General features: G+C 72.5%; 23 protein-coding genes and 1 pseudogene. 13 read left to right on the top strand and 11 right to left on the bottom strand.

Features of this window, described 5'->3' with window-relative positions:
• Positions 1-142: 142 nt before the first annotated feature.
• Positions 143-4,051, bottom strand: coding sequence for a Pls/PosA family non-ribosomal peptide synthetase (locus tag LB823_RS03115; RefSeq protein WP_224645309.1), 3,909 nt, complete (start codon positions 4,049-4,051; stop codon positions 143-145).
• A 151-nt stretch (positions 4,052-4,202) separates the two neighbouring features.
• Between LB823_RS03115 and LB823_RS03110 the strand changes: the two genes are divergently transcribed.
• Both LB823_RS03110 and LB823_RS03105 read left to right on the top strand, forming a co-directional pair.
• On the top strand, positions 4,203-5,165 hold the full coding sequence (locus tag LB823_RS03110) for an alpha/beta hydrolase (RefSeq protein ID WP_224645308.1): 963 nt from the start codon (positions 4,203-4,205) through the stop codon (positions 5,163-5,165).
• A gap of 53 nt (positions 5,166-5,218) precedes the next feature.
• Positions 5,219-5,674, top strand: coding sequence for a hypothetical protein (locus LB823_RS03105; RefSeq protein ID WP_224645307.1), 456 nt, complete (start codon positions 5,219-5,221; stop codon positions 5,672-5,674).
• Here the strand turns inward: LB823_RS03105 and LB823_RS03100 are convergent.
• From LB823_RS03100 to LB823_RS03065, 8 genes are all read right to left on the bottom strand, one after another.
• Complete coding sequence (locus LB823_RS03100; RefSeq protein ID WP_224645306.1) at positions 5,561-6,451, bottom strand: ABC transporter permease; 891 nt, start codon at positions 6,449-6,451, stop codon at positions 5,561-5,563. The genes LB823_RS03105 and LB823_RS03100 overlap by 114 nt on opposite strands.
• Positions 6,448-7,113, bottom strand: coding sequence for an ABC transporter ATP-binding protein (locus LB823_RS03095; protein WP_224645305.1), 666 nt, complete (start codon positions 7,111-7,113; stop codon positions 6,448-6,450). The genes LB823_RS03100 and LB823_RS03095 overlap by 4 nt, the downstream gene beginning before the upstream one ends.
• On the bottom strand, positions 7,113-7,580 hold the full coding sequence (locus LB823_RS03090; protein ID WP_224645304.1) for a hypothetical protein: 468 nt from the start codon (positions 7,578-7,580) through the stop codon (positions 7,113-7,115). Before LB823_RS03090 ends, LB823_RS03095 begins: the two co-directional genes overlap by 1 nt.
• A gap of 94 nt (positions 7,581-7,674) precedes the next feature.
• Positions 7,675-8,358 (bottom strand): helix-turn-helix domain-containing protein, encoded by a 684-nt coding sequence (locus tag LB823_RS03085; RefSeq protein WP_308011415.1) that lies wholly within the window; start codon positions 8,356-8,358, stop codon positions 7,675-7,677.
• A complete protein-coding gene (locus LB823_RS03080) occupies positions 8,355-8,672 on the bottom strand; it encodes a cupin domain-containing protein (protein ID WP_224645303.1) in 318 nt (105 codons plus the stop codon). Before LB823_RS03080 ends, LB823_RS03085 begins: the two co-directional genes overlap by 4 nt.
• Positions 8,669-9,475, bottom strand: a complete 807-nt coding sequence (locus LB823_RS03075) for a class I SAM-dependent methyltransferase (RefSeq protein ID WP_224645302.1) — start codon at positions 9,473-9,475, stop codon at positions 8,669-8,671. The genes LB823_RS03080 and LB823_RS03075 overlap by 4 nt, the downstream gene beginning before the upstream one ends.
• A gap of 69 nt (positions 9,476-9,544) precedes the next feature.
• Positions 9,545-10,279 (bottom strand): ankyrin repeat domain-containing protein, encoded by a 735-nt coding sequence (locus LB823_RS03070; protein ID WP_224645301.1) that lies wholly within the window; start codon positions 10,277-10,279, stop codon positions 9,545-9,547.
• Entirely contained in the window at positions 10,276-10,767 is a 492-nt protein-coding gene (locus LB823_RS03065) for a nucleoside deaminase (RefSeq protein ID WP_224645300.1), read from the bottom strand. The genes LB823_RS03070 and LB823_RS03065 overlap by 4 nt, the downstream gene beginning before the upstream one ends.
• 66 nt (positions 10,768-10,833) lie before the next feature.
• Between LB823_RS03065 and LB823_RS03060 the strand changes: the two genes are divergently transcribed.
• The gene (locus LB823_RS03060; protein ID WP_224645299.1) at positions 10,834-11,658 is read left to right on the top strand and encodes a MerR family transcriptional regulator; all 825 of its coding nucleotides are present in this window, start codon (positions 10,834-10,836) and stop codon (positions 11,656-11,658) included.
• A gap of 1 nt (position 11,659) precedes the next feature.
• Positions 11,660-12,022: a VOC family protein gene (locus tag LB823_RS03055; protein ID WP_224645298.1), complete on the top strand. Its 363-nt coding sequence runs from the start codon at positions 11,660-11,662 to the stop codon at positions 12,020-12,022.
• Positions 12,023-12,041: 19 nt separating this feature from the next.
• Here LB823_RS03055 and LB823_RS03050 read toward each other — a convergent pair whose 3' ends face one another.
• Positions 12,042-13,910 (bottom strand): ABC transporter ATP-binding protein, encoded by a 1,869-nt coding sequence (locus tag LB823_RS03050; protein WP_224645297.1) that lies wholly within the window; start codon positions 13,908-13,910, stop codon positions 12,042-12,044.
• A 103-nt stretch (positions 13,911-14,013) separates the two neighbouring features.
• Here LB823_RS03050 and LB823_RS03045 point away from each other — a divergent pair, with 103 nt between their 5' ends.
• From LB823_RS03045 to LB823_RS03020, 6 genes are all read left to right on the top strand, one after another.
• The gene (locus tag LB823_RS03045) at positions 14,014-14,973 is read left to right on the top strand and encodes a dipeptidase (protein ID WP_224645296.1); all 960 of its coding nucleotides are present in this window, start codon (positions 14,014-14,016) and stop codon (positions 14,971-14,973) included.
• A gap of 103 nt (positions 14,974-15,076) precedes the next feature.
• Complete coding sequence (locus LB823_RS03040; protein ID WP_224645295.1) at positions 15,077-15,985, top strand: SpoIID/LytB domain-containing protein; 909 nt, start codon at positions 15,077-15,079, stop codon at positions 15,983-15,985.
• A gap of 85 nt (positions 15,986-16,070) precedes the next feature.
• Positions 16,071-17,081, top strand: a complete 1,011-nt coding sequence (fgd, locus tag LB823_RS03035) for a glucose-6-phosphate dehydrogenase (coenzyme-F420) (RefSeq protein WP_224645294.1) — start codon at positions 16,071-16,073, stop codon at positions 17,079-17,081.
• A gap of 24 nt (positions 17,082-17,105) precedes the next feature.
• The gene (gene pta, locus LB823_RS03030) at positions 17,106-19,217 is read left to right on the top strand and encodes a phosphate acetyltransferase (protein ID WP_224645293.1); all 2,112 of its coding nucleotides are present in this window, start codon (positions 17,106-17,108) and stop codon (positions 19,215-19,217) included.
• Positions 19,214-20,371 (top strand): acetate kinase, encoded by a 1,158-nt coding sequence (locus LB823_RS03025; protein WP_224645292.1) that lies wholly within the window; start codon positions 19,214-19,216, stop codon positions 20,369-20,371. The genes pta and LB823_RS03025 overlap by 4 nt, the downstream gene beginning before the upstream one ends.
• On the top strand, positions 20,371-21,930 hold the full coding sequence (locus LB823_RS03020) for an adenylate/guanylate cyclase domain-containing protein (RefSeq protein ID WP_224645291.1): 1,560 nt from the start codon (positions 20,371-20,373) through the stop codon (positions 21,928-21,930). The genes LB823_RS03025 and LB823_RS03020 overlap by 1 nt, the downstream gene beginning before the upstream one ends.
• Positions 21,931-21,969: 39 nt before the next feature.
• Here the strand turns inward: LB823_RS03020 and LB823_RS03015 are convergent, their stop codons facing one another.
• On the bottom strand, positions 21,970-22,896 hold the full coding sequence (locus tag LB823_RS03015; protein ID WP_224645290.1) for an ABC transporter substrate-binding protein: 927 nt from the start codon (positions 22,894-22,896) through the stop codon (positions 21,970-21,972).
• Positions 22,897-22,939: 43 nt separating this feature from the next.
• On the opposite strand from LB823_RS03015, the gene LB823_RS03010 reads away from it, so the two are divergent.
• From LB823_RS03010 to LB823_RS03000, 3 genes and pseudogenes are all read left to right on the top strand, one after another.
• On the top strand, positions 22,940-24,040 hold the full coding sequence (locus LB823_RS03010; protein ID WP_224645289.1) for an iron ABC transporter permease: 1,101 nt from the start codon (positions 22,940-22,942) through the stop codon (positions 24,038-24,040).
• Positions 24,037-25,128 carry an iron chelate uptake ABC transporter family permease subunit gene (locus LB823_RS03005; RefSeq protein WP_224645288.1) on the top strand — a complete coding sequence of 364 codons (1,092 nt, stop codon included), beginning with the start codon at positions 24,037-24,039 and terminating at the stop codon, positions 25,126-25,128. The genes LB823_RS03010 and LB823_RS03005 overlap by 4 nt, the downstream gene beginning before the upstream one ends.
• Positions 25,125-25,987: pseudogene (locus LB823_RS03000) on the top strand (ABC transporter ATP-binding protein). Before LB823_RS03005 ends, LB823_RS03000 begins: the two are co-directional and overlap by 4 nt.
• Positions 25,988-26,063: the final 76 nt, after the last annotated feature.

The raw sequence follows: 26,063 nt of genomic DNA, 5'->3' as shown, positions 1-26,063 counted from the left end.
CTAGATCGCTTCTCGATCTTGTGTCAATCGACTGGTTCAAGTCGTGATCGCGGCAGCGGCGGCCGCCCACAGTAGAGAACTCCGCCCGCCCCGCGGACGTGCGGGGCGAGCGGAGTTCTCAGCGGGTCGGCGGACCGTCGGGTCAGTCGCGCTTGCGCTTGCCCTCGTTGAAGACCCACGGCGAGATGGGGTTGCCCTGCCACTTGGTGTTGGCGGGCACCGAGTCGCCGCGCATGACGAGCGACGCCGGGCCGACGGTGGCACCGTCGCCCACGGACGACGCGGGGAGCGCGACGCAGTGCGGGCCCAGCGTGGCGCCCTTGCCGAGCACCACGGTGTCCATCGCCATGATCCGGTCGTGGAAGAGGTGCGTCTGGACGACGCAGCCGCGCGAGACGGTGGCGGCGTCGCCGAGGGTGACGAGGTCGGCCTCGGGCAGCCAGTAGGTCTCGCACCAGACGCCGCGGCCGATCTTCGCGCCCAGCATCCGCAGCCACAGGTTGAGGATCGGGGTGCCGGTGGCGGCGTGCGCGAACCACGGCGCGGCGACGCACTCGACGAAGGCGTCGGAGAGCTCGTTGCGCCACACGAACGAGGACCACAGCGGGTGCTCCTCGCGGCCGATCCGCCCGACCACCAACCACTTCGCGGCCGCGGCGACGCAGCACGCGATCGCGCCGGCGACGAGCAGCGTCACGCCCGACAGCAGCGCCGCGAGCCACCAGCCCACGTTGATCACGAAGTAGTTCAACGCGACCAGCGTCGCCAGGCCCAGGCCGAAGCTGACGAAGACGGCCAGCAGGCGCGCCGTCTCGACCGACCCGCGCGCGACGCGCAGCGCGAACGACGGGTTGTAGGTGAACGTCGAGTCCGTGTTGCCGGCGGTGCGGCGCAGGCGGACCGGGGGAGAGCCGAGCCAGGAGCTGCCGCTCTTCGCCTTCGACGGGGTCGCGCTCAGCACGGCCACGAGGCCGTCCTTCGGGACGCGGCGGCCCGGCCCCGTCATCCCCGAGTTGCCGAGGAAGGCGCGCTTGCCGATCTTGGCCTCGTCGATGCGCATCCAGCCGCCGCCGAGCTCGTAGCTGCCGACCATGGTGTCGTCGGCGAGGAAGGATCCCTCGCCGATCGTCGTGAACTTGGGGATCACCATCGCGGTGGAGATCTCGGCGTCCTTGCCCACCTTGGTGCCCAGCATGCGGAACCAGATCGGGGTCAGCAGCGAGGCGTACAGCGGGAAGAGGAAGGTGCGAGCGGCGTCCATGAGCCGCTCGGTCGCCCAGACCTGCCAGCCGACGCGGCTGCGCACCGCGTGGTAGCCCGGCTTGAGGCCGACCGCGAGCAGCCGGACGGCGATCAGGGTGAGCAGGGCGTACACGGTGAGCGAGACGATCACCGCGATGGGCAGCGCCGGAAGGGCGTGCAGCGCCGCCTCCTTGAGGTTCGAGTCGTCGCGCACGATCCACCCGAGGAGCGCGAGCCCCGCGCCGATCGCGACCATCGGCAGGCCGGCCAGGAGCACCGAGCTGACGCCGTAGACGAACACCCAGTAGGGCTTGCGCGGCGGATGCTCCGCGGGCCACGGGTGCTCGGCCTTGCCGATCTTCTCCGCGGGCGAGCCGGCCCAGTGCTGCTTCGCCTTGACCTTGCCGAACACGGCGGAGCCGGGGCCGACCTCGGCGCGCTTGCCGACCTTCGCGCCGGGCAGCAGCGTGGAGCGCGCCCCGATCGAGGCCTCCTCGCCGATGCTGATCGCGCCGATGTGCAGCTCGTCGCCGTCGAGGTAGTGGCCGGCTAGATCGACCTCGGGCTCCACGGAGGCGTGGTCGCCCAGCTCGAGCATGCCCGTGACCGGGGGCAGCGCGTGCAGATCGACACCGCGGCCGATGGTGGCGCCGAGAGCACGGGCGTAGTAGATCATCCACGGTGCGCCGGAGAGGTTCTCGGCGCCGGACGCCGCGGTGAACCGCTCGGCGATCCACAGCCGCAGGTGCTCGGGGCCGCCGCGGCGGTAGACGCCGGGCTTCAGCCCGCCCAGCAGCAGGCGGCACGCGACCACCGAGAGCGCCATGCGCCCGATCGGGGTGATGAACACCAGGAACAGCGCGAGGACGACCCACCAGTTCAGCGTGGGCAGCAGCGTCGAGCCGGTGGCCCAGGCGAAGACGTTGTTGGCGATCGCCATCCACGTCAGCCACTGCAGGCCGGTGAGAGTGGTGAGCGGCACCGACAGCAGGATCTGCGCGACGCCCGTCGAGCGCGGCGTCGGCCGCACGTCGCGCGGCTCGGCGACCTCGGCCGGCCGCAGCGAATCGAGGTACGACGCGAGCGATCCGAGGCGCGGGTGGTCGTAGAGATCGGCGACGGTGACCGACGGGTACTGCTCGCGCAGCGCCGTGACCAGCTGGGCCGCGCTGAGCGAGCCGCCGCCCTCGGCGAAGAAGTCGGCGTCCTCGCTGGTGATCGACGCGCCGAGGATGCCGGACCAGCGCTCGGCGACCCAGGCCGCGGTGCCCTCGAGATCGCCGGTGTCGGTGTCGTCGGAACCGGGCAGCGGCCAGGGCAGAGCGTTGCGGTCGACCTTGCCCGAGGTGCGGGTGGGCAGTTCGTCCATGAGCGCGAGCCGCGGGACCAGCGCGGCCGGCAGCTGCTCGGCGAGCAGCTCGCGGGCGGCCTTGAGGTCGAAATCGGGGTCGGTGGAGGCGAGATAGCCGACGAGCATCGACGTGCCGGCCGAGTTCTTCCGCACGGCCGCGGCCGCGCCGGAGACGCCGGGCAGGTTCTGCAGGGCGTTGTCGACCTCGCCGAGCTCGATGCGGCGTCCGCCGACCTTGACCTGGTCGTCGGCGCGGCCCTCGAAGAGCAGGCCCTCGGGCTCGAGGCGGACGAGGTCGCCGGAGCGGTAGGCGCGCTCCCAGCCGAGCGTCTCCATGGGCGCGTACTTCTCGGCGTCCTTGGCCGGGTCGAGGTAGCGGGCCAGGCCCACGCCACCGATCACCAGCTCGCCGGACTGGCCGACGGCCACCGGCAGCGACGTGGCGGGGTCGACCACTGCGAGGTCCCAGCCCTCCAGCGGCAGTCCGATCCGGACGGGGCCCTGCCCGTCGAGCGGCGCGGCGCACGCGACGACGGTGGCCTCGGTGGGGCCGTAGGTGTTCCACACCTCGCGGCCGTCGACGGCGAGTCGTTGCGCCAGCTCGGGCGGGCAGGCCTCGCCGCCGAAGATCAGCAGGCGCACGGCCTCGAGGGCCTCGGCCGGCCACATGGCGGCCAGGGTCGGCACCGTCGACACCACGGAGATGTCGCGCGAGACGAGCCAGGGCCCGAGGTCCATGCCGGACCGCACCAGCGAGCGCGGCGCGGGCACGAGGCAGGCGCCGTGGCGCCAGGCGAGCCACATCTCCTCGCACGAGGCGTCGAAGGCGACGGACAGGCCGGCGAGGACGCGGTCCCCGGGGCGCAGGGGCTCGTCCTGAAGGAACAGGCGCGCCTCGGCGTCGACGAAGGCCGCGGAGTTGCGGTTCGTGACGGCCACGCCCTTCGGGGTGCCGGTGGATCCGGAGGTGAAGATGATCCAGGAGTCGTCGTAGGGCACGGGCAGGCGGTTGCCGGGCTCGACGGTGCCGGCCTCGATCGCCTCCGCCCGCTCCTTGGTCGACGGTGCGCGCCACAGCCCGTCGCCGGTTAAGATCGCGGCGGCGTGCGCCTCGCCGAAGACGAGGTCGGCCCGCTCCTGCGGGTCGTCGGCGTCGACGGGCACGTACGCGGCGCCCGCGGCGAGCGTCGAGAGGATCGCGACGTAGAGCGAGCGGTGCCCGGACGGCATCCGGATGCCGACGCGGTCGCCGGCCTGCACGCCGCTGCGGCCGAGGAAGGCGGCGCCCTCGAGCACCTCCTCCCAGAGCTCGGAGTAGGTGAGGACCGCGTCGCCGTCGTCGATGGCGGGCACCTCGGGGTAGGCGTCGACGGTCGCCCGGAGGATGTCGATCAGGGTCCGCGGCTCGGGCGCCTGGGCGGACAACAGGTACTGCGGGGGGATCTCGTTCGGGACCACGATGGCCGACTTCCTCCGGTTATGCAGACGGGCACGACAGAGAACACAGAACTTCGCGTTGATTGTGTCAGGTCACAGGAATGCCGCAGCACCGACCGGCGGGGCTATCCTGGAGGCATAGATTACTGGCCAGTAACAAGGAGTGTTCGACATGGCCGTCATCGCCCATCGTGGCCGCAGTGTGCGCGCCCTGATCGTGCTGTGGTTCGTCCGGATCGTGATGAAGACGGTCTTCCGCGTCTTCCCGATGAGCGACCGGACCCTGCCGCTCCTGCGCGCCGCGGAGCCCTACCTCAGCCGTGTGCCGCAGTCGGTGCGCGGCGTCCGGATCGAGAAGATCACCCTCGGTGGCGTGCCCACCGAGCGGATCCTGCCCGACGGTGACGCCGACCCGCACCCGCGCGCGGCCCTCGTCTACTACCACGGCGGCGCCTTCATCGGCTGCAACCTGGACACCCACCGTCGGATCGCGGTGCTGCTGGCCCGCGGCCTGCGGGTGCCGGTCTACAACGTCGAGTACCGGCAGTACCCCGACGGCGGCGTCGGCACCTCCGTCGCCGACGGTTTCGCCGCGTACCGCGAGCTGCTGGACTCGGGCGACTTCGACCGGATCCTCGTGGCGGGCGACTCGGCCGGCGGCTTCGTTTGCGCGAAGGTGATCCAGTACGCCGCCGAGGCCGGGATCCAGGGGCCGACGGCCTTCGCCGGCTTCTCCCCGTTCCTCGACATCAGCGCGACGCTGCCGCGCTCCTCGCGCCACGACGCGATGCTGCCGCTCGGCAAGATCCGCAAGCTGCGCACGGTGCTGGGCCGCGGCCCGGAGGACCTGCGCGGCCCGGAGGACATGACGACCGACGCCACCGCCCGCTACTTCCCGCCGAGCATCCTGTTCGCCGCGACCCGCGAGGCGCTCGAGCTGGACTCGCTGGAGCTGCACGCCGCGCTCGACCGCGCCGGCGTCGAGAACGAGGTGCACGTCTACGACGGCCAGGTGCACGCCTTCGTCGTCAGCGCCGGCCTGACCCCCGAGTCGTGGGCCGCGTACAAGACGGCCGTCGCCTTCCTCTCCGAGCACCTCACCGAGGCCGAAGCCGAGCGCAGCGCAGCGGCCTGACCGAGTCCGGCGAAACATCGCGCACCAGGGGTTGCTCATCGTAAACTCGCCGCATGGGGATGCGATGGACGGTCCGGGCGCTCGCTGCTACGACGGCCGCGGTCGCCTGCGCGAGCACGGTCACGGCGCTCGGCACCGCGGGAACCGCCTGCGCGTGCAGTTGTGCGCCGCCGCGGGTGATGCCGAATCCCGTCGTGATCGAGGGCGTCGTCCGGTCCGGCCGCGAGGTCCTGCGTGATAGGGAACAGTGGGCCGACGGCCTCGTCTACACTGTCGCGGTGACCCGGATCCTCGGGAACACCGGGGCGCCGGCCCCACGCACCGTCACCGTCGGGGTCCCCGCACGGCTCGGCGCGTCCTGCGGCCTGAACTACCGCGACGGAGCGAAGGTCCGGCTACTGGTCACCAAGAGCCGCACCGGCGCCGCGTCGTGGTCGACCGACCTCTGCACGAACCTCGCCGTCTCCAAGGTCGACGTGGCCCGGTTGCCCGTCGCCGTGCCGGCGTGATGCGCGCCGCCTCGGCCCCTCGGCGGCGGAGGCGAGCAGTCCGAGGGCGAACGCCGCGGTGCACAGCGCGGCGAGGTAGGCGATGGCACCGTCGGGCGACCAGGGCGGCGCGAAGATCAGCTCCTGCCCGCTCGCGTACACGGCGTTGAGGAAGGGCATGTACCGCTGGGCGTTTGCCGCGCCGGGGACCAGCGCGATACCGGGCTCGATGATCTCCGCCCACCCGACAACGGCGACCAGGGCCGCGACCGGGTGCCGGAGCAGGAGCGCGACGCCGATCGCCGCGCCGCACAACAGGAACGCCGTGACTCCGCCGACCACGACCATCCGCGCGCCCGCGCCGCTCACCAGCCGCACGTCGCCGTAGACGCGGGGGAAGACGAGGGGCAGTGCGGCGAGCGCGATCGCGGTGAGGCCCGAGGTCGCGGCCGCGGCGAAGCCGCCGAAGACCAGCCACCGGGCCGCGGCGCCCACTGCCGGGTTCGGGACCAGGAAGCGGTCCCATTCCCGGCGCGCCGAGCCCGCCGCCGCGTACGCCGTCACCGCGCAGCACGCCACCGGCGTCAGCGACAGCACCCAGTAGGCGGCGTTCGTCGTCGCCACCGCCGTCACCTGGACGGACGACGCGAGCCGGGCGACGTGCTCGGACAGCGCCGCCACCGCGAGCGTCACCGCGGCCGGCGCCGCGATCGCGAGGGCCAGGAGCACTGCGCCCGCTCCGCGCAGTCCGCCGGCGCGCACCGCCTCCGCGCGGACGGCCCGGGCGAGGGCCGTCACGCCGCCGCGCCGATCGCGCGCAGGTATTCGGCCTCGAGGGAGGCGCCGTCGGCGAAGTCCGACGGGACGTGTTCGCGGACGATCCGCCCGCCCGCGAGCACCGCGAGCCGGTCGCCGGTGCGCAGTGCCTCGTCGAGGTGATGCGTCGCGACGAGGACGCTCGCGCCGCGGGCGGCGAGGTCGGCGAGCACGCCGCGGAACCACAGCGCCGCGTCGATGTCGAGGCCGTTGAGCGGCTCGTCGAAGATGACGGTGCCCGCGTCGGGGAGCAGGGCCGCGGCGACCGCGACGCGTTGCCGCCACCCGAGGGAGAGGGTGCCGATCCGGGTCCCGGCCACCCCGTCGAGGCCGGCGTCGCCGATCACGGCGTCCACGCGCGACCGCGGGCAGCCCGAGCCCGCGGCGACCCAGCGCAGGTGGCGGCGCACGGTGTGCCCGGGGTCGGCCGTGTCCGGGCCCAGGTGCAGGCCGATGTCACCGCCCGGGTCGACGGTGCCGGCACTGGGCCGGACCAGCCCGGCGACGGCGCGGAGCAGCGTCGACTTGCCTGCGCCGTTGCGTCCCAGCAGGTAGGTCACGGCACCGTCGGGGATGGTGAGCGTGACGCCCCGCAGGACCGGGCGTCGGGAGCGGTGCACCCGCAGGTCCTGGACCGAGATCATCAGGCGTTGCAGAAGATGGGCAGGCCGACGGCCTTGACGCCCTCGCACATCGAGCTCGAGGCGAGCTTCCAGTTGCCGCCCTCGCGGACGAAGTCGACCTTCATCCGGACGGTGGGGATGCCGACCGAGCTCGCCGTCAGGTTGCCGGTGACCCGGTTGCCGTTGCGGGCCAGCGGGCCCGTCACCTCGCTGGAGCCGCGCGGCGCGCGGAACAGGCCCAGGGTGTAGACGGTGCGGGGCACGACGACCGAGGACATGCCGCCCTCGACGTTGGCGGCCTTGTCGGCGTCGCTGGCGGGCGTGGTCACGATGAATTGCACCAGGTCGTTCAGCTCGGCCGCGGTGGGGCTCTCCGAGGTGACGCGGAATCCGGCGCCGGGAGCGGCGAGGGCGGGCGCGGCGGGCGCGAGCGCGCTGAGGGCCACGAGCGTGGCGGTGGCGACGGTGCGCGGGCGGATGGTCGGCATCGGTTCCTCTCTCACCGGGCGACGGTCGCCCGGATAAAAAGGAGTCTGACTCATTCAAATAATTTAGGCAAGGCTCGCCTTGTGGAGATGTCGATCACACGGTGCGAGCCGCCATCGGGGCCAGGCGGACGCCGATCGCGCAGTCGCCGTGGGGATCCGGCTGCACACGCACCGCGTACTGCGAGCCCAGCGAGGGCGAGGCGATCGCCAGGGCCTGCTCGACGGCGCCGCGGACCACGCCGCGCGCGACCTCGGGTGAGCCGCTCGCCAGGCTCTGCAGCGGGCATGCGCAGATCCGCAGTGTGTGCGTGCCGAACGCGCTGGTCGTGGACTCGATCTCGAAGCCGAGGGCGCGCAGGATCGCACCCGCGACGGCCGCGGGGTCCGGCAGGCCGTCGGACGGCGCGGCCACGGCGCGCGACGAGGCCCACAGCCGGCCGGCATCGGCCGCCGCCCGCTCGCGCAGCTCGGGCGTGGGCCCGAGTTGCGCGAGGAGCAGTCCGAGCAGCTCGCCCGTGGGTGCCTGCGGGCGCGCGGTGTAGGTCACCCGCGGCCGGCCGACGGTGCGCCGCTTGTCCGGCGCGGTATCGACCAGGCCGGACTCCACCAGGTTGGTCAGGTGGAACCGGGCCGTGCTCACGTGGACGTCCAGTGCCTCCGCGACCTCCGGGGCGGTCAGCGGACCCCGTGTGCGCACGAGCGCCAACACCCCGTCGCGTCCCGCCGACTCCATGCGCATGACCTCCCGGACCGTCTCGCCCGGGGCCCGGGCGCTCACCCCACCAGTATGAGGGTGACGTCGGCGTCGGTGACGGCGGTGAGGGAGTGCGGGACGCGCTCGGCGATCTGGACCGCCCGCCCGGACTCGAGAGCGACCATGTCGCCGTCGATCTCGACGGTGACGGTGCCGCGTTGCCCGAGGAGCACGATCGGCCGGGGCGCACTGTGCCCGGGCATGCTCTGGCCTGCGGAGAAGGTGATCTGGATGATGCGTGCGGCGTCGGTGCGCTGCCGCAGCCTCACGTCGGGGGCGTCGCCGGCCTTCGGGGTTCCCGTCGCCAGCCCGTCGACCTCGGCCCAGCCCGCGCTCACGCCTCCGCCCGCTTCACGGCGACGATCTCGATCGCGGCCAGGTTGGCCTTGTGCCGGGTGAACACCGTGCGCATCGCGAGAATGCGCTTGCGTGCCGCACCGTCGCGCAGGACGTTGCCCACGAACCGCAGGGTCCGTACGACGCCCTCGTCGGCGATCACGCGCCGGGGCTCGAGGAGTGCCATCGGCGCGAACCGGACGACCTCGACATCGAATCCGGAGCGGTCGAGCGTCGCCCGCCACTCGTCCTCGGTGAGCGGCCGCGCGTTCACCTTGATCGAACGCGCGAGGGCCTTGCGGATCTCCGTCTTGGTCTCGTCCGGCAACGTGTCGGGGTGCAGCGCGAGCTCGTGGATCGCGTAGCGGCCGCCGGGGCGGAGTACGCGGTGCGCCTCGTCGGCGATCTCCTTCTTCCCGCGCTCGGTCTGCATCGTCAGCATCGCTTCGCCGATCACGACGTCGGCGCTGCCCGCATCCAGGCCGGTGGCCTGGGCCTCCGCGACGACGACGCGCCCTTCGGCGCCCACCGCAGCGCCGGTCCAGGCCGCGGCGGCCGGGTCGGATTCGACACCGACGTACGACGCGGGGGAGCGGCCCACGATCTCGGCGGCGGTCTTGCCCAGGCCCGGGGCCAGCTCGACCACGTCGGCGCCCCGCAGGCCCGCGTCGGTGAGCAGGTCCTCGGTCATCCTCCGCCCGCCGGGCCGGAGCACCCGTTTGCCGAGGCGCGCGAGCAGCCAGTGGCCGGGCAGGTCCTCGGTCCTGCGGGCGTGCAGCGGGAGTTCGTTGGTGGGTTCGGGCATCGCGCTCCGCCTCTCTCGGTATTTACCGGAGAGTATTGCACTAAATAGGCGAGCCTTGCCAATACTGTCTCAGCGGCGCCGGTCAATCTCCGCGACGACGGCGGTCTGTCCGCGCGCGACGGCGTGCTGGCGCGCGGTGACGCCCTGCCGGTCCGCGAGGTCCGGGCGGGCCCCGGCGTCGAGGACGAGGCGGACAGTCTCGACGTGGTTCGCGTCGCCGTTGCCCAGGATCACCGCCTCCAGCAGGCAGGTCCAGCCCGAGTTGTTGACGTGGTCCACGTCGACCCCGGCGGCGATGAGCAGCTTCACGTTCTCGACGTGCCCGTGCTCGCACGCCGGGATCAGCGCCGTCCCGCGGTAGCGGTTGAGGCTGCGCACGTCCGCGCCGTGCCGCAGCGTCGACGCGAGGATCTCGGTCATCCCCTCCGCTCCGGCGTAGAGGTACGCGGAGTCCTGGATGTCGTCCTTGACGTTCGGGTCCGCGCCCGCGTCGAGCAGGGCCAGCGCGATCTGCGTGTGCCCGGCCTTCGTCGCCGCCACCACCGCCGTGCGGGCGCGGGTGATGCGCACCTCGAGGTCGGCGCCGTCGGCGATGGCGGCGCGGGTCGCCGCGAGGTCCCCGTCGGTGACGGCACGGACCAGCGCCCGGGTCGCCTCCGGGGTCGGGGCGGGGCGCACCGTCGACGACGGGGCGGCGGCCGAGCCCGACGGGGCCGCCGACGTGCTCGAGGGAGCCGGCGGGAGCTGTTCGACCGAGCAACCGGCGAGCAGCACCGCGGCGCCGACCGCGGCGAGGCGCCTCACGACGCGATCCCGGCCGCCCGGGCGTGCAGGGTGCGCAGCTCGTCGGCGAGGGAGGGCTCCGGGCCGGAGACGGGCACCGTCGGCGCGACGGCGTGGATCGGCAGCGGCGCGACGGGGGACGGGGCGACGCCCCATTCCGCGTGCCAGGCGACCAGCTGCTCCGTGCTCCCGGCGTAGACGATCCGGCCCAGGCCGACCCAGGCGTGCGCGGCGCTGCACATCGCGCAGTGCTCGCCCGACGTGTAGGTCACCGCCGCGGCGCGCTCCGCCGGGGTGAGGTGTTCGGCCGCCCAGCGGGCGATCTCGAACTCGGGGTGCCGCGTCGCGTCGCCGCCCGAGACCCGGTTGCGGTCCTCGAAGACGATCGCGCCCTCGTGGACGAGGAGCGAGCCGAAGGGCTCGTCGGCGTCGTCGAGGGCGGTGCGGGCGAGGTCGACGCAGCGGCGCAGGTACGGCAGATCGGCGGCGCTGGGCGCTGTGACGGTCATCGCTCGACCGTAGCCCGCAGCGCCGGACTTGACCCTCCCCTCGGGGGGAGACCCCATACTCGACCCGTGACCACACCGGGCCTCATGTCGATCGGGATGTTCTCGCGCGCAACCCTGCTCTCCGTCAAGCAGCTGCGGCGCTATCACGAGCAGGGCGTGCTGGTGCCCGCCGCGATCGACCCCACGACGGGCTACCGGCACTACGACGCGGCGCAGGTGCACGATGCCGCGGTGCTCACCCGGCTCCGCGACCTCGACGTGCCGCTCGCGGCCGTCGCGCGGGTGCTGGAGGCGCGCGACCCCGACGTGACCCGCGAGATCCTCGCCGAGCACGAGGCGACGCTGCGCGAGCGTCGCGCCGATCTGGAACGGGCCATCGTCGCGCTGCAGGATGCGACGGCCCCGGTCGCGCACACGCCGACCCACCTGCGCGAGTTCGAGGCGATCGACGTGCTGGAGATCGCGGGCACCGTCGAGCACGCGCGCCTCCCCGAGTTCCTCGACGCCGCCTACTCCGAGCTCGAGGCATGCGCGGCGGCGTCGGGCCTGACGGTGACCGGGCCCTCGCTCGCCGAGTACCCGTCGCAGGTCGCCGAGGTGGAGCAGGTGGCGGCGCTGATACCCGTCTCCGGCCCCGGCGCCGTGACCGGGCGGGTGCGCAACCGCCGGCTCGGCCGCGCGCTCTGCGCCGTCGCCGTGCACCACGGCTCGTACTCGACGTTCGACGAGACCTACGGCCAGCTCGGCGCGTGGGTGGCCCGCAACGCCACCGACGCGGGCGGCGCCGTCATCGAGCGCTACCTCGTGGACCCCTGCGCGGCCGCGACCCCCGCGGACCTGCGCACCGAGATCTGGTGGCCCGTCGAGGCCACCGCGACGAAGGAGAACTGACATGGCCCTCACACTGCAGATGATCAACGTCGACTGCGCCGACGTCGCCGGACAAGCGAGCTTCTGGTCGCAGGTGCTCGGCGTGCCCGTCGACGAGAACGACGGCAACGCCTTCATGCGCACCATCGGCTACGCGAATCCCGCTCTGCCGCGGATGATGTTCCTCGCGGTGCCCGAGGGCAAGACCGCGAAGAACCGCCTGCACCTGGACCTCGTGGCGGACGACCGCGCGGCGGAGGTCGCCCGCGTCGAGGCGCTCGGCGCGACGACGGTGCGCGAGCACGACGAGTGGGGCATCCAGTGGACGGTGCTGCAGGACCCCGAGGGCAACGAGTTCTGCATCGCCTACGCCGGCGGGCACTGAGCCCCGCGGAGGCCCCGTCTCAGGCCGCCTGGTCGGCGAACTGGGTGCGGTAGAGCTCCGCGTAGCGCCCGCCGCGCGCGAGCAGCGAGTCGTGTGTCCCGCGCTCGACGATGCGTCCGGCCTCCAGCACCAGGATCTGGTCGGCCGCGCGGATCGTGGAGAGACGGTGCGCGATCACGAGCGAGGTGCGGTCGGCCAGAGCCTCCGCCAGCGCGGCCTGCACGGCGGCCTCGGACGTCGAATCCAGGTGCGCCGTGGCCTCGTCGAGGATGACGACCGAGGGCTGCGCGAGCAGCAGCCGCGCGATGGTGAGGCGCTGGCGCTCGCCGCCGGAGAGGCGGTAGCCGCGCTCGCCGACGACGGTGTCCAGGCCGTCGGGCAGGTGCTCGACCAACTCCTCGAGGCGGGCGCGGCGTAGCGCGTCCCGGACGTCGGCCTCGGTCGCGTCCGGGTTCGCGAGCAGCAGGTTCGCGCGGATGGTGTCGTGGAAGAGATGGCCGTCCTGCGTCACCAGGCCGACGGCGGAGTGCAGGCTCCGGGCCGTGATCTCGCGCAGGTCCACGCCGTTCAGGCTGATCGCGCCCGCGTCCGGATCGTAGAGACGGGTGGCGAGCTGCGCGATCGTCGACTTGCCGGCGCCGGAGCTGCCGACCAGCGCGACCATCGAGCCCGGCGCCGCGGTGAACTCGATCCCGTGCAGCACCGTCTCGCCGCCGCGGGTGTCGAGCTGCGCGACCTCCTCCAGCGACGCCAGCGAGACCTTCTCCGCCGAGGGGTAGGCGAAGTCGACGCCGTCGAACCGGAGCTCGGTGGGGCCCTTGGCGATGTCGCGCGCGTCCGGCGCATCGCGCACCATCGGCTCCAGGTCCAGCACCTCGAAGACCCGCTCGAACGAGACCAGGGCGGTCATCACCTCGACCCGGGCGTTCGCGAGCGCGGTGAGCGGCACGTAGAGGCGGGTGAGCAGCAGCGCGAGGGACACCACCGCTCCCGCCTGCAGGTCGCCGCGGATCGCGTAGAAGCCGCCGAGGCCGTAGACGAGCGCCAGGGCCAGCGAGCTGACCAGCGTCAGGATCGTCACGAAGGTCATGCGCCACATCGCCGTGCTCACGCCGATGTCGCGGACCGCCGCGGCGCGGGTCGCGAAGGCGTGCGATTCGATCGCGGGGCGTCCGTACAGCTTCACCAGGGTGGCGCCGGGCGCGGAGAAGCGCTCCGTCATCTGATCGCTCATGGACGCGTTGTGCCGGGCCGCGCGGCGCGACATGCCGGCGATCCTGCGGCCCATGCTGCGCGACGGGATGATGAAGACCGGCAGCAGCACCAGCGCGAGCAGGGTGATCTGCCACGAGATGCTGAGCATGACACCCAGCGTGAGCGCCAGCGTCACGACGTTGGTCACGACCCCGGCGAGGGTGTCGGAGAACGCGCGCTGCGCGCCGAGCACGTCGTTGTTGAGGCGGCTGACCAGCGCGCCCGTGCGGGTGCGGGTGAAGAAGGCCACCGGCATCGTCTGGACGTGGTCGAAGACCGCGGTGCGCAGCTGGTAGATCAGGCCCTCGCCGATGCGGGAGGAGAACCAGCGGGAGAGCAGGTCCACCCCGGCTCCCACGATCGCGATGGCGGCGATGAGGAGCGCGATCCGGACGACGGTGCTGGTCGGCCCGCCGCCGACGATCCGGTCGACCACCCTGCCGGCGAGGAGGGGAGTCGCGACCGCGAGCAGCGCGGAGAAGACCGACAGGGCGAGGAACGCGGCGAGCCGCCAGCGGTGCGGGCGGGCGAACGGGCCCATGCGGCGCATCGTCTCGATGGGGCGGCGCGTGGGGGCGTCCAGCGACCGATTCCCTTGATACAGCGTGCTCCACGCGACGGATTCCATGCTCATGCATTGAAGCCTAGGACCTCAAGTTACGTTGATGTCCAGTCCGTTCGCCCTGGGCGAAGAGCAGGCCCTCGTCGAAGGTCGCCGGACGGTGGAGACTGGGCCCATGGGGAGCCTCGTCTGGGATCAGCACGCCTGCCTGCCGCTCGTTGTGGGCACCGGGGTCGAACCGCTCACCCGGCTCGCGTCGCCCGCCCCGACGTTCGTCTCCGTCAACGCGGGGTACCGGCCGCAGTCGTTCGCCGATTCGACGGCGCTGCTCACCTCCTTCCGCGCCTCGATCGCGGCGCATCCCGGTCTGCGCACGGTCGGCACCGTCGATGAGCTGCGGGCCGCGACCGCGTCGGGGCAGGTGGCAGTCGCCTTCGACCTCGAGGACGCCAATCCGCTCGACGGCGACCTCGACAACCTCGCCCGGCTCGCCGAGCTGGGCGTGCGCACCGTCGCCCCGACCTACAACCACGCGAACCGGGCCGGCTCGGGCTGCCTCGACGCGACCGACGCGGGGCTCACCCGCTGGGGCCGGGACCTGGTCGCCCGCATGAACGAGGTGGGCGTCGTCCCCGACGGCTCGCACTGCGGCCGCCGGACCGGCCTCGACATCGCGGCCGCATCGTCGGGCCCCGTCGTCTACAGCCACTCCTGCATGGCGGCCGTGTGGGAGCACCCGCGCAACATCACCGACGATCAGGCAAGGGCGTGCGCCGAGACGGGCGGCGTCGTCGGCGTCACCGGCGTGGGGATCTTCCTGGGGCCGAACACGCCGACCCTCGAGGCGATGGCCCGCCACCTGGAGTACGCGGTCGAGCTCGTGGGGATCGAGCACGTCGGGGTCAGCACGGACCACTCCTTCGACGCCGACGACTTCCTCGCGGAGATCGCGGCCAATCCCGGGGTCTTCGACGAGTCGTACACGCGCTGGGGGCCGATCCAGTGGATGCCGCCGGAGGACTTCGTGCGGCTCGAGGACTTCCTCGCGGGCCGGGGCTGGTCACCGTCGGACATCGCGGCGGTGACGGGCGGCAATTTCCTGCGCGTCGCGGAGCGGGTCTGGGCGCGCCGATGACGCCCAGCGCTTGACAACCCTCGATCTTTACTTGAGTCTCAGTAGTCACAACAGTCACGTCAGCCCCACGGGCTCGTGGCCGACGACTGAAGGAGACCCGAGGATGCCCGTGTGGATCGACGGCGGCCCCCGGCGATCGCGGCGCAGCCGTGTCGCCCGAGCCGCGCTCCGCGCGGCGGTGCCGGTCCTGGCCATCGGCGGGGTTCTGGCGGGGACGGGCGCGCTGCCCGAGACGGCGCTCGTCGACGCCCCGGGCGACGTCGCGCCGGGTGCCTCCGGCGGGCACGGCCGCGGCATGAGCCAGCTCGGCGCGCTCACCTACGCCAAACAGGGATGGGACGCGCAGCGGATCCTGGCCTACTACTACCCGGGCACCACGCTCGGCACCGTTCACACGGGGCTCCCGGTCACCGTCCGGCTCAGCGAGCGGAATCGCGTCGACGTGCTGGCGCCGGCGGGCGCCCTCGTCGGGGGTAAGCAGGTCGCGCCGGGCCAGGCGGTCAGCATCGACGGGACCACGGCCACGATCCGGCAGGGCTGCGGCGGGCAGGTGCTCGGCACCGTCGAGGCCGCGGACCGCACCATCAGCCCGCTGACCGCCGACCAGGGCATCGCCCCCGACCAGGTGCTGCGCTTCTGCGGCGACAACGCCCGGTACCGCGGGCGGCTCGTCGCTCGCGACGGCGCCGTGCTCAACGTGGTCGGCATCGAGGATTACGTGCGCAGCGTGGTCCCCGTCGAGAACTCGCCCGGCTGGGCCGATCAGGGCGGCGTCGCCGCGCTGCAGGCGCAGGCCATCGCGGCGCGCTCCTACGTCCTGGTCCGCGGCGCGGAGCGCGGCGAGACCTTCGACGACACCCAGGCCTCCCAGGTGTACGGCGGCGTCGACAAGGAGGACCCGCGCACCGACGCCGTCATCGTCAGCACGTACGGCCTCGTCATGGCCAAGGACGGCCGCGTCTTCGAGACCGAGTACGGCGCCTCCCGCGCCGACGACCCCGCCTCCCGGTAGCCGGACGAACGTCGCTGCCGTCGGCGAAGTCCCAGGTCGCCGCGCACAGTGACGGTGTCCGATCGGACGCAGTAGTGTGAGTCGCATGGCGAAGTTGCAGCTGGGGTACAAGGCATCGGCGGAGCAGTTCGGGCCCCGCGAATTGGTGGAGATCGCGGTCGCGGCGGAGGCCGCGGGCATGGACTCGGTCGCAGTGAGCGATCACTTCCAGCCCTGGCGCGTGAACGGCGGCCACGCCCCGTTCTCCCTCGCCTGGATGGCCGCCGTCGGCGAGCGCACCGAGCGCGTGAAGATCGGCACGTCGGTCATGACGCCCACCTTCCGCTACAACCCCGCGGTCATCGCGCAGGCTTTCGCGAGCATGGCGTGCATGTACCCCGACCGCATCTTCCTCGGCGCCGGTACGGGTGAGGCGCTCAACGAGTACGCCACCGGCTTCCAGGGCGAGTGGCCCGAGTTCAAGGAGCGCTTCGCGCGGCTGCGGGAGTCCGTGCGGCTCATGCGCGAGCTGTGGTCCGGCGAGATCACGAACTTCGAGGGCGACTACTACCACACCAAGGACGCCGTCCTCTTCGACATTCCGGACAAGCCCGTGCCGGTCTATATCGCCGCCGGCGGCCCCGTCGTGGCCAAGTACGCGGGCCGCGTGGGCGACGGGATGATCTGCACCTCCGGCAAGGGTATGGAGCTCTACACCGACAAGCTCATCCCCGCCGCCAAGGAGGGCTCGGACCTCGCCGGCCGCGACTTCGACGCGCTGGACAAGATGATCGAGATCAAGATCAGCTACGACCCGGATCCCGAACTGGCGCTGGAGAACACGCGCTTCTGGGCGCCGCTCTCGCTCACCGCCGAGCAGAAGCACTCGGTGAACTCGAGCGCCGAGATGGAGCGCCTCGCCGACGAGCTGCCCATCGAGCAGGTCGCCAAGCGGTGGATCGTCGCCTCCGACCCCGACGAGGCCGTCGCGGCCGTGAAGCAGTACGTCGACGCGGGGCTCAACCACCTCGTCTTTCACGCGCCCGGCCACGACCAGCGCCGGTTCCTGGACAACTTCCAGCGCGATCTCGAGCCCCGCCTGCGTTCGCTCGGCTGAGCCGCGGCTGCGATAGTAAATCCCATGGCCGCGGATCGAGCACCGAAGACGACCAGCATCTACATCGCCTCCCCCGAGGGGGACACCGGCAAGTCCACCATCGCGCTGGGAGCGATGAACCTCCTCACGTCCACCGGGTGGACGATCGGCGTGTTCCGGCCGATCCCCCGCTCGACGGGCGAGCAGCGCGACTACATCCTGGAGCTGCTCATCGAGCAGGCCACCGCCGAGCTGGACTACGAGGAGTGCGTCGGCGTCAGCTACGAGCAGGTGCACGAGGACCCGGACGCCGCGATCGCCGAGATCGTGAGCCGGTTCCACGCCGTCGCCGACAAGTGCGACTTCGTGCTGGTCCTCGGCTCCGACTACACGGACGTGACCACGCCGACGGAGCTCTCCTTCAACGCGCGGATCGCCGCCAACCTGGGCTCGTCGATCCTGCTCGCGGTCAAGGCGCTCGACCGCACGCCGGAGCAGGTGGTCGCCGTCGCCGAGCAGTCGATGGCCGAGATCAAGGCCAATCACGCGCACACCGCGTCGATCATCGCGAACCGGTGCGCGCCGGAGCAGCTCGAGGCGGTGTGCGAGGCGCTCAAGGCCGACACCGGCCTGCCCGTCTGGGTGCTGCCCGAGGAGCCCGTGCTCACCGCGCCCACCATGGGCGAGCTGATGGAGGCCATGGGCGGCCGGCTGCTCTGGGGTGACCCCGAGCTGCTCTCCCGCGAGGCGATGTCCGTGCTGGTCGCGGGCATGACCGCCGAGCACAGCCTGGAGCGGATCACCGAGGGCGTCGCCGTGGTCGCCGCGGGCGACCGGTCGGAGGTGCTGCTCGCCATGGTGACCGCGCACCGGGCCAACGGCTTCCCGTCGCTGGCCGGGATCATCCTCAACGGCGGGTACATGCCGCACCCGATGACCGCGGCTCTGGTCGACGGCCTCAAGCCCAACGTGCCGATCATCTCCGTCGAGCACGGCACGTACGAGACCGCCCGGCTCGCGGCGACGACCCGCGGCCGCGTCGGCCCCGGCTCCGAGCGCAAGGTGGACCTCGCGATCGCGCTCACCGAGAAGTACGTGGTCTCGGACGCGCTGTTGGAGGCGCTGCAGGTCTCCAACCCGGGCGTCGTGACCCCGCAGATGTTCGAGTACAGCCTCATCGCCCGGGCCCGCGCCGACCGCAAGCGCATCGTGCTGCCCGAGGGCGGCGACGACCGCATCCTGCGCGCCGCCGGCCGGCTGTTGCAGCGCGAGGTGGCCGACCTGACCATCCTCGGCCAGGAGTCCCGCGTGCGGGCCCGCGCCGCCGAGCTGGGCGTCGATCTCGGGAACACCGACGTGATCGACCCCAAGCGCGCGACCGACCTCGTCGACAAGTTCGCGCAGGCCTACTACGAGCTGCGCAAGCACAAGGGCATGACGCTCGAGCGCGCCGCCGAGACGGTGGTGGACGTCAGCTACTTCGGCACGATGATGGTGCACCTCGGCATGGCCGACGGCATGGTCTCCGGCGCCGCGCACACGACAGCGCACACCATCCGGCCGTCCTTCGAGATCATCAAGACCAAGCCGGGCGTCTCGACGGTGTCGTCGATCTTCCTGATGTGCCTGGCGGACAAGGTTCTCGCCTACGGCGACTGCGCCGTGGTGCCCGATCCGACGGAGACGCAGCTGGCCGACATCGCGATCTCGTCGGCACAGACCGCCGCCCAGTTCGGGATCGACCCGCGGATCGCGATGCTGTCCTACTCGACGGGCGAGTCCGGCACCGGCGCCGACGTCGACAAGGTGCGCGCCGCCACCGCCTTCGTCCGCGAGCGCGCCCCGGAACTGTTGGTGGAGGGCCCGATCCAGTACGACGCGGCCGTCGACCCCGGCGTCGCGGCGTCGAAGATGCCCGACTCCGCCGTCGCGGGCAGGGCGACGGTGCTCGTCTTCCCCGACCTCAACACGGGCAACAACACCTACAAGGCCGTGCAGCGTTCCGCCGGCGCCATCGCGATCGGCCCCGTGCTGCAGGGCCTCAACGCCCCGATCAACGACCTCTCGCGCGGCGCGCTGGTCGAGGACATCGTCAACACCGTCGCCATCACCGCGATCCAGGCCCAGGCCTTCGCCGCGGACCGGAGCGCCCGATGAGCGCCGTCGCGGGGACGGTCCTGGTCCTCAACTCCGGCTCGTCGTCGCTGAAGTACCAACTGCTGCACCCGGACACGGGCGAGGTGGTGCACGGCGGCATCGTCGAGCGGATCGGCGAGAGCGAGGTGCCCGACCACAAGGCCGCGCTGCGCCGGGTCTTCGAGGAGTTCACCGCGCGCGGCCTCGACCTCGCCGACGGTGCCGGTACCCCGGCGGGCATCGCCGCCGTCGGCCACCGGGTGGTGCACGGCGGCCGGTCCTTCCACTCGCCCACGCTCATCGACGACCACGTGCTCGCCGAGATCCGCAGGCTCAGTTCGCTGGCGCCCCTGCACAACCCGGCGAACGCGCAGGGGATCGAGGTGGCGCGCGAGTTGCTGCCCGGCGTGAAGCAGGTGGCGGTCTTCGACACCGCCTTCTTCTACGACCTCCCGCCCGCGGCGGCCACCTACGCGATCGACCGCGAGCTCGCGGCCGAGCACGCGTTGCGCCGCTACGGATTCCACGGCACCTCGCACGAGTACGTCTCGCAGCAGGCCGCGGCGTTCCTGGGCCGCCCGAACGCCGAGGTGGACCAGATCGTGCTGCACCTGGGCAACGGCGCCTCCGCCTCGGCCGTCCGCGGCGGCCGCGCCGTCGACACGTCGATGGGCCTGACCCCGCTCGAGGGCCTCGTCATGGGCACCCGCAGCGGCGACGTCGACCCGGGCCTGGTGCTGCACCTCGGGCGCAACATCGGCATGAGCATCGACGAGATCGACGACCTGCTCAACCGCCGCTCGGGGCTCAAGGGCCTCTCCGGGGAGAACGACTTCCGCGCGCTGGGCACCCTCATCGAGCAGGGCGACGAGCACGCGAAACTCGCCTACGACGTGTACATCCACCGCCTCCGCCGGTACATCGGCGCCTACCTCGTCGACCTCGGCGGGGCCGACGCCATCACCTTCACCGCCGGGGTCGGCGAGAACGCCGCGCAGGTCCGCGCCGACGCCCTCGCGGGGCTGGAGCGGTTCGGCATCGTCGTCGATCCCGCGCGCAACGCCGGCCGCATCACCGAGCCCACCCGGATCTCGCCGGACGAGGCACCCGTGGCCGTGCTCGTGATCCCGACCAACGAGGAACTCGCGATCGCCCGCGAAGCAGCGGCACTCTGATGCCCCTCGGGCGCGCGGTGGGGATCGAGGGCGACGGGGCCGACTACGGCTCGCCGCTCCTCGGCACCCGCACCGACGGCGCCCGACAGCGCAGGACCCGCACCGTCGCGCTGATCGCCGCCAGTACCTCCGTCGCGACGCTCCTCGGCGGCGGGTTCGCGGCCATGCTGATCGTGGTGGGCATCCCCGAGCCCTCCGTGCAGCGGCCCGAGCTGCACACCGTCAACACCGTGGCGGTGCCGTCGTACATCGCGGCGGGCCTCGTCGTGGGCCACCTGTACACCTTCTGGCTGGTCTACCGCTCGCTGCGATGGACCGGCGGCGACGACCCGCCGACGAAGCAGGAGGCCGCCGACGCCCTGGCCCTACCGCGCCGGCTCTACTGGTTCGAGATGGTGGCGTGGCTGTGCGCCGCGATCCTGTTCGGCTGGCTTTACGGCCGCGTCGACCCGGACCTGGTGCCGAAGGTCTCCCTGGTGGTGCTCGGCGCCGGTCTGATGACCTCGGGCGTGGTGCGGGTCCTGACGGAGTTCAGCATGCGTCCGGTAACGGCGATCGCGCTCCAGGTCACCCGGCCCGAGCCGCGGCACCAGAGCCTGCAGGGCCGGTCGCTGCGGCTGTGGCTGCTGGGTTCCGGGCTGCCCTTCCTCGGCGTCATCACCGTGGCGCTGTTCGCGCTCTTCGAGCCGGCCGCCACCGTACGCGGCATCGCGGTGAGCATGTGCGCCCTCGCCGCCGGCGGCTTCTTCTCCGGCATGACCTTCAACCTGCTCTCGTCGTCGCGCACATCCGCGCCCGTGAGGAGCGTGACCACCGGCATGCGCCGGGTGTCCGAGGGCCGGTACGACACCGAGGTCGTGGTCTACGACGGCACCTCGCTGGGCGATCTGCAATCGGGCTTCAACGCCATGGCCGCGGGGCTCCGCGAGCGGGAGCGGGTGCGCGACCTCTACGCCCGGCAGGTCGGCGAGCAGGTCGCCCGCGCCACCATCGAGAGCGAACCCGAGCTGGGCGGCGTCGAGCAGACCGTCGCGGTGATCTTCATCGACCTCGTCGGCTCCACGGCGCTGGCCGCCGAGCGCCCCGCGGCCCAGGTCGTCCAGATCCTCAACCGGTTCTGCGGCGTCGTCGTCGCGGAGGTGAACAGCCGCGGCGGGCTGGTCAACAAGTTCGAGGGCGACGCGGTGCTCGCGATCTTCGGCGCGCCCGCCCCGCTGACCGACCCCGCCGGCGCCGCGCTCTCGGCGTCGCGGGCGATGATGCGGCGCCTCGCCCTGGAGGTGCCGGAGGTCCGCGCCGGCTGCGGCGTGACCTTCGGCGTCGTCGTCGCCGGCTACGTCGGCGCGGCGGATCGGTTCGAGTACACCGTGATCGGCGACCCGGTCAACGAGGCCGCCCGGCTGTCGACCTACGCCAAGGCGGACCCGACGGTGCCGTGGGCCTCGGCCCCGGCGGTCGAGACCGCCGACCCGGGGGAGTGCGCGCGGTGGCGGCCCGGGCCCATCGACGTGCTGCGGGGGCGTACCCAGGAGACCCGGATGTACGTCGCGAAGCGCTGACGCGGCTCGTCGGGTCGCTGACCCGCCCGACGGTGGCGGTCAGGCGAAGGCGGGAAGCCGCGGCGGCAGCTGCTGCAGCACCCACTCGATGGTCACCGGGTTGGGCATCGACATGGCGTTCCCGATGGTGCGGTCGATGGTGGTGACCCGGTTCTCGCGGCTGACGGCGAGGGCGCGGAAGGCGGTGTCCTCCTCGACCTTGGTGCCGTAGTCCAGGTAGACGAGCGCGTCGAGGTCGAGGACGCTCACCCGCTCCGCGGAGATCTCGGCGAAGAACTTGCCGGTGGGGATCAGTGAGGAGACGGTCTCGGGCAGCGCGAAGCCGAGCATGGTGAGCACCTGCCCGCGGCCGTCGGTGGTGGCGTAGGCGTAGAAGCCCCCGTCGGACTTGGGCAGGACGGTGGCCGCCGTCTTTCCCCGGTACTGCGGGTGCTCCTCCTGGGTGCGGCGGATCGTGTCCTGCGTCTTGGTGATCAGCGCATCGCCCTGCGAGGCGCGGCTGACGCCGCCGGCGATGGCGCGGACCTGGTCCTCCCAGGGCACGCCCCACGCGGCGAACTGCGCGGGCCGCCGGACCACGGGCGCGATCGCCTCGAGGCGCGAGAAGGTGGCGTCGTCGAAGCCGGAGTTCACGGCGACGATCACGTCGGGCTTCGATGCGGCGAGCGTCTCGATGGCCTTGGTGTCCATCTGCGTGCCGGTGCCCAGCAGCATCTGCGGGTTCTTGCCCTGCAGCAGCGGCTTCGCCCACTCACCGACCGGTTCCTTGGCGTCCTGCGCCCACGGCGCGACGATCACGGGCACCACGCCGAGCGCGAGGAGCGTGTCCACGTCGCCCAGGCCCAGCGAGGCGACCCGCTGGGGCGCGGCCGGCGCCTCGCTCGTCGAGCTCGGGTCGACCCCCGACCCGCACGCCGCGAGGGCGAGCGAGAGCAGGACCGCGAGCATTGCCGAGACCAGACGCATACCGCCCCTTCCTTGGAATGAAGGGCAGCCTATCATTACGGTTGTGACCCTATCTGCGACTGAGGAGGCCCCCGCCGGGGGCACGCCCGCGCGGCCGGAGGCGACCTCCGGCGCCGCCCGGCGCAAGCGCCGTCTGTTCGGGCTGATCCTGCTGCTCGTGCTGCTGGTGGTGACGGTGATCGCCTCGCTGGCGATCGGTTCCCGGAGCCTCGCGCCGTCGCTCGTGTGGGACGGCCTGTGGCACCGCTACACCACGGGGCCGAACCCCGCGGACCCCGAGCTGAACCAGGCGGCGATCATCATCCAGACGCTGCGCGTGCCCCGCACCCTGCTGGCGCTCATCGCCGGCGCGGCGCTGGCGCTCGCGGGCGCGTTGATCCAGGGGCACACCCGCAACCCCGTCGCCGATCCCGGCTTCCTCGGTCTCACGCAGGGCGCCGCCTTCGCCGTCGTCTGCGCGACGTTCATCGGCGGCCTCACCCAGCCGATCCAGTACGTGTGGTTCGCCTTCCTCGGCACCGCGCTCACCGCGATCCTCGTCTTCGGGCTCTCCAGCCTGGGGCGCGGCGTCGGCTCGCCGCTGACCCTGGTGCTGGCCGGCATGGGCGTCGCGATGTTCCTCAGCTCGATGACCTCGGCGATCGCGCTCAGCGACAACGCCTCGCTCGACACCCTCCGGTTCTGGAACGCCGGCGCCGTCGTCGGCCGCGGCTACGACGTCATCCTCGTGGTCGTGCCGTTCATCGCCGTCGGGCTGCTCCTCGCCCTGGCCAACGGCCCTGCGGTCAACCTGCTCAACATGGGCGACGACGTCGCGAAGGGCCTGGGCCTGAACATCGGCCTGGCGCGCACCGTCGGCATCGGCGCCGTGACCCTGCTCGTCGGCGGCGCGACCGCCGCCTGCGGCAGCATCTCCTTCCTCGGGCTGATGGTGCCGCACATCGTGCGCTACTTCACCGGCCCCGACTACCGCTGGCTGCTGCCCTACTCGGCGCTGATGGGCGCCTGGCTGCTGCTGGCGGCCGACATCGTGGGCCGCGTGGTCGCCCGGCCGGGCGAGCTCGAGGTCGGCATCGTCGTGGCGCTCTTCGGCGCGCCCTTCTTCGTGGCTCTCGTCTGGTGGCGGAAGGCGGTCAAGGTATGAGCACCACCCTCGACACGGTCGACGAGCAGAAGAAGCCGCCGATCCGGCCCGGCCTGCGGTTCGGGAACGTCGTCTCCTTCGTGTGGCGGCCCTGGCCCGTCGCCGTCACTCTGGCCCTCGCCCTGGTGGCGTTCGTCGCCTTCTGCGCGAGTATCCGCCTCGGTGCCTTTCCGATGACCTTCGGCGAGGTCCTGCAGGCGCTGACCGGCACCGGCGATTCGACGACGCACTTCATCGTCATGGAGCTGCGCATGCCGCGGGCGCTCGTCGGGCTCCTCGTCGGCGCGGCCCTCGGCATGTCCGGCGCCATCGTCCAGTCGATCGCGCGGAACCCGCTGGCCAGCCCCGACATCCTCGGCGTGACCGCCGGCGCCGGCGTGGCCGCGGTCTTCCTGGTCACCTCGACCGGCACCCTCGCCGCCACCCTCAACACCGACTTCGGGCTCCCCGTCGTCGCGGTCACCGGCGGCCTGCTGACCGGCGGGCTCGTCTACCTCCTCGCCGTCCGCGGCGGGGTCGACGGTATGCGGCTCATCCTCGTCGGCATCGCGATCACCTTCCTCATGCGCGCGCTCGTCGACTGGATGCTGGTGCGCGCCGACATCCGCGACGTGGCGCGCGCGCAGACCTGGCTCGTCGGCTCGCTCGAGAGCCGCGACTGGTCGGACGTGTGGACCGCGCTCGGCCTCGGCCTGCCCGCCGCTCTGCTGGCGCTCGCCGCAGCCTTCCCGCTGCGCGCCGTCCAGCTCGGCGACGACGTGGCGCTCGGCCTCGGCGTCCGCCTGGGCCGCAACCGCGCGGTGCTGCTCATCGCGTCCGTGCTGCTCGCCTCCGCGGGCGTCGCCGCAGCCGGCCCGATCGGCTTCATCGCCTTCGTCTCGCCGCAGCTCGCGATGCGCCTCACCCGACTGCCCACGCCGCCGCTCATCCCGTCGGCGCTCATGGGCGCGGCGCTGCTGTCCTGCGCCGACCTCGCCGCCCGCACGATGTTCTCCGTCGCGCTGCCCGTGGGCATCATCACCGCCGCCGTGGGCGGCCCGTTCCTCGTCTATCTCCTCGTCCGCCAGAACCTCAAGGGGGCCAAGTGACCACCACAGAAACCGCGACGACGGCACCGTCGCGCCTCGGCGCCCGCAAGGTCACCTCCGGCTACGGGCAGGTGACGGTCCTCGACGACCTCGACCTCGACATCCCGTCCGGCGTGGTCACCACGATCATCGGCCCCAACGGCTGCGGCAAGTCGACGCTGCTGCGCACCCTCGCCCGGCTGATCAAGCCCTCGTCCGGGCACGTGGTGCTCGACGGGAACGACATCGCCAAGCTCAAGTCGAAGCAGATCGCCACAACCATGGGTCTGCTGCCGCAGAGCCCCCTCGCGCCCGAAGGGCTCACCGTCGGCGACCTCGTCGCCCGCGGCCGGCACCCGCACCAGACCTGGCTGCGGCAATGGAGCTCCGACGACGCCGAGGTGGTCGACGCCGCGCTCGAGCAGACCGGCGTCCGCGACCTCGCGGATCGCGCCGTCGACTCCCTCTCCGGCGGCCAGCGGCAGCGGGTGTGGATCTCCATGACCCTCGCGCAGGGCACCGACCTGCTGCTCCTCGACGAGCCCACCACCTACCTCGACCTCTCGCACGCCCTCGACGTGCTGGACCTCGTCGACGAGCTCAGCAGCCAGGGGCGGACCGTCGTCATGGTGCTGCACGACCTGAACCTCGCCATCCGGTACAGCGACAACATCATCGCCATGAAGGACGGTGCCGTGGTCGCCCAGGGCGCGCCCGCGGACGTCATCAGCGAGGAGATGCTGCGCGAGACCTTCGGGCTCCACTCCAAGGTGATCGACGATCCCGTCGCTCCCGGCCGGCCCTGCATCGTGCCGATCGGCACCCGCCGCACCGGCGAGGCGTAGCGGGGCGCCCGGCACCGTCGGGGCGCGTTCCCTAGCGGGACGTGAATCGCCCTCGCGCGCCGTGCATTCCCCACGTCCATGGACATAGGGAGGTGGCCGCCCCGCTAGGGA

The sequence above is a fragment of the Tsukamurella sp. M9C genome (genome assembly GCF_020169415.1).
Taxonomy (GTDB): domain Bacteria; phylum Actinomycetota; class Actinomycetes; order Mycobacteriales; family Mycobacteriaceae; genus Tsukamurella.
The sequence above is the reverse complement of the archived record's forward strand: the minus strand, read 5'-3'. Positions and strand labels throughout refer to the sequence as shown.

Bases quoted from the DNA above. Each gene is read 5' to 3' on its own strand.
- LB823_RS03110 (WP_224645308.1), top strand. From the start codon at position 4,203: ATGGCCGTCATCGCCCATCGTGGCCGCAGTGTGCGCGCCCTGATCGTG.
- LB823_RS03105 (WP_224645307.1), top strand. From the start codon at position 5,219: ATGGGGATGCGATGGACGGTCCGGGCGCTCGCTGCTACGACGGCCGCG.
- LB823_RS03095 (WP_224645305.1), bottom strand. From the start codon at position 7,113: ATGATCTCGGTCCAGGACCTGCGGGTGCACCGCTCCCGACGCCCGGTC.
- LB823_RS03090 (WP_224645304.1), bottom strand. From the start codon at position 7,580: ATGCCGACCATCCGCCCGCGCACCGTCGCCACCGCCACGCTCGTGGCC.
- LB823_RS03075 (WP_224645302.1), bottom strand. From the start codon at position 9,475: ATGCCCGAACCCACCAACGAACTCCCGCTGCACGCCCGCAGGACCGAG.
- LB823_RS03065 (WP_224645300.1), bottom strand. From the start codon at position 10,767: ATGACCGTCACAGCGCCCAGCGCCGCCGATCTGCCGTACCTGCGCCGC.
- LB823_RS03055 (WP_224645298.1), top strand. From the start codon at position 11,660: ATGGCCCTCACACTGCAGATGATCAACGTCGACTGCGCCGACGTCGCC.
- LB823_RS03050 (WP_224645297.1), bottom strand. From the start codon at position 13,910: ATGAGCATGGAATCCGTCGCGTGGAGCACGCTGTATCAAGGGAATCGG.
- LB823_RS03045 (WP_224645296.1), top strand. From the start codon at position 14,014: ATGGGGAGCCTCGTCTGGGATCAGCACGCCTGCCTGCCGCTCGTTGTG.
- LB823_RS03040 (WP_224645295.1), top strand. From the start codon at position 15,077: ATGCCCGTGTGGATCGACGGCGGCCCCCGGCGATCGCGGCGCAGCCGT.
- fgd (WP_224645294.1), top strand. From the start codon at position 16,071: ATGGCGAAGTTGCAGCTGGGGTACAAGGCATCGGCGGAGCAGTTCGGG.
- pta (WP_224645293.1), top strand. From the start codon at position 17,106: ATGGCCGCGGATCGAGCACCGAAGACGACCAGCATCTACATCGCCTCC.
- LB823_RS03025 (WP_224645292.1), top strand. From the start codon at position 19,214: ATGAGCGCCGTCGCGGGGACGGTCCTGGTCCTCAACTCCGGCTCGTCG.
- LB823_RS03020 (WP_224645291.1), top strand. From the start codon at position 20,371: ATGCCCCTCGGGCGCGCGGTGGGGATCGAGGGCGACGGGGCCGACTAC.
- LB823_RS03015 (WP_224645290.1), bottom strand. From the start codon at position 22,896: ATGCGTCTGGTCTCGGCAATGCTCGCGGTCCTGCTCTCGCTCGCCCTC.
- LB823_RS03005 (WP_224645288.1), top strand. From the start codon at position 24,037: ATGAGCACCACCCTCGACACGGTCGACGAGCAGAAGAAGCCGCCGATC.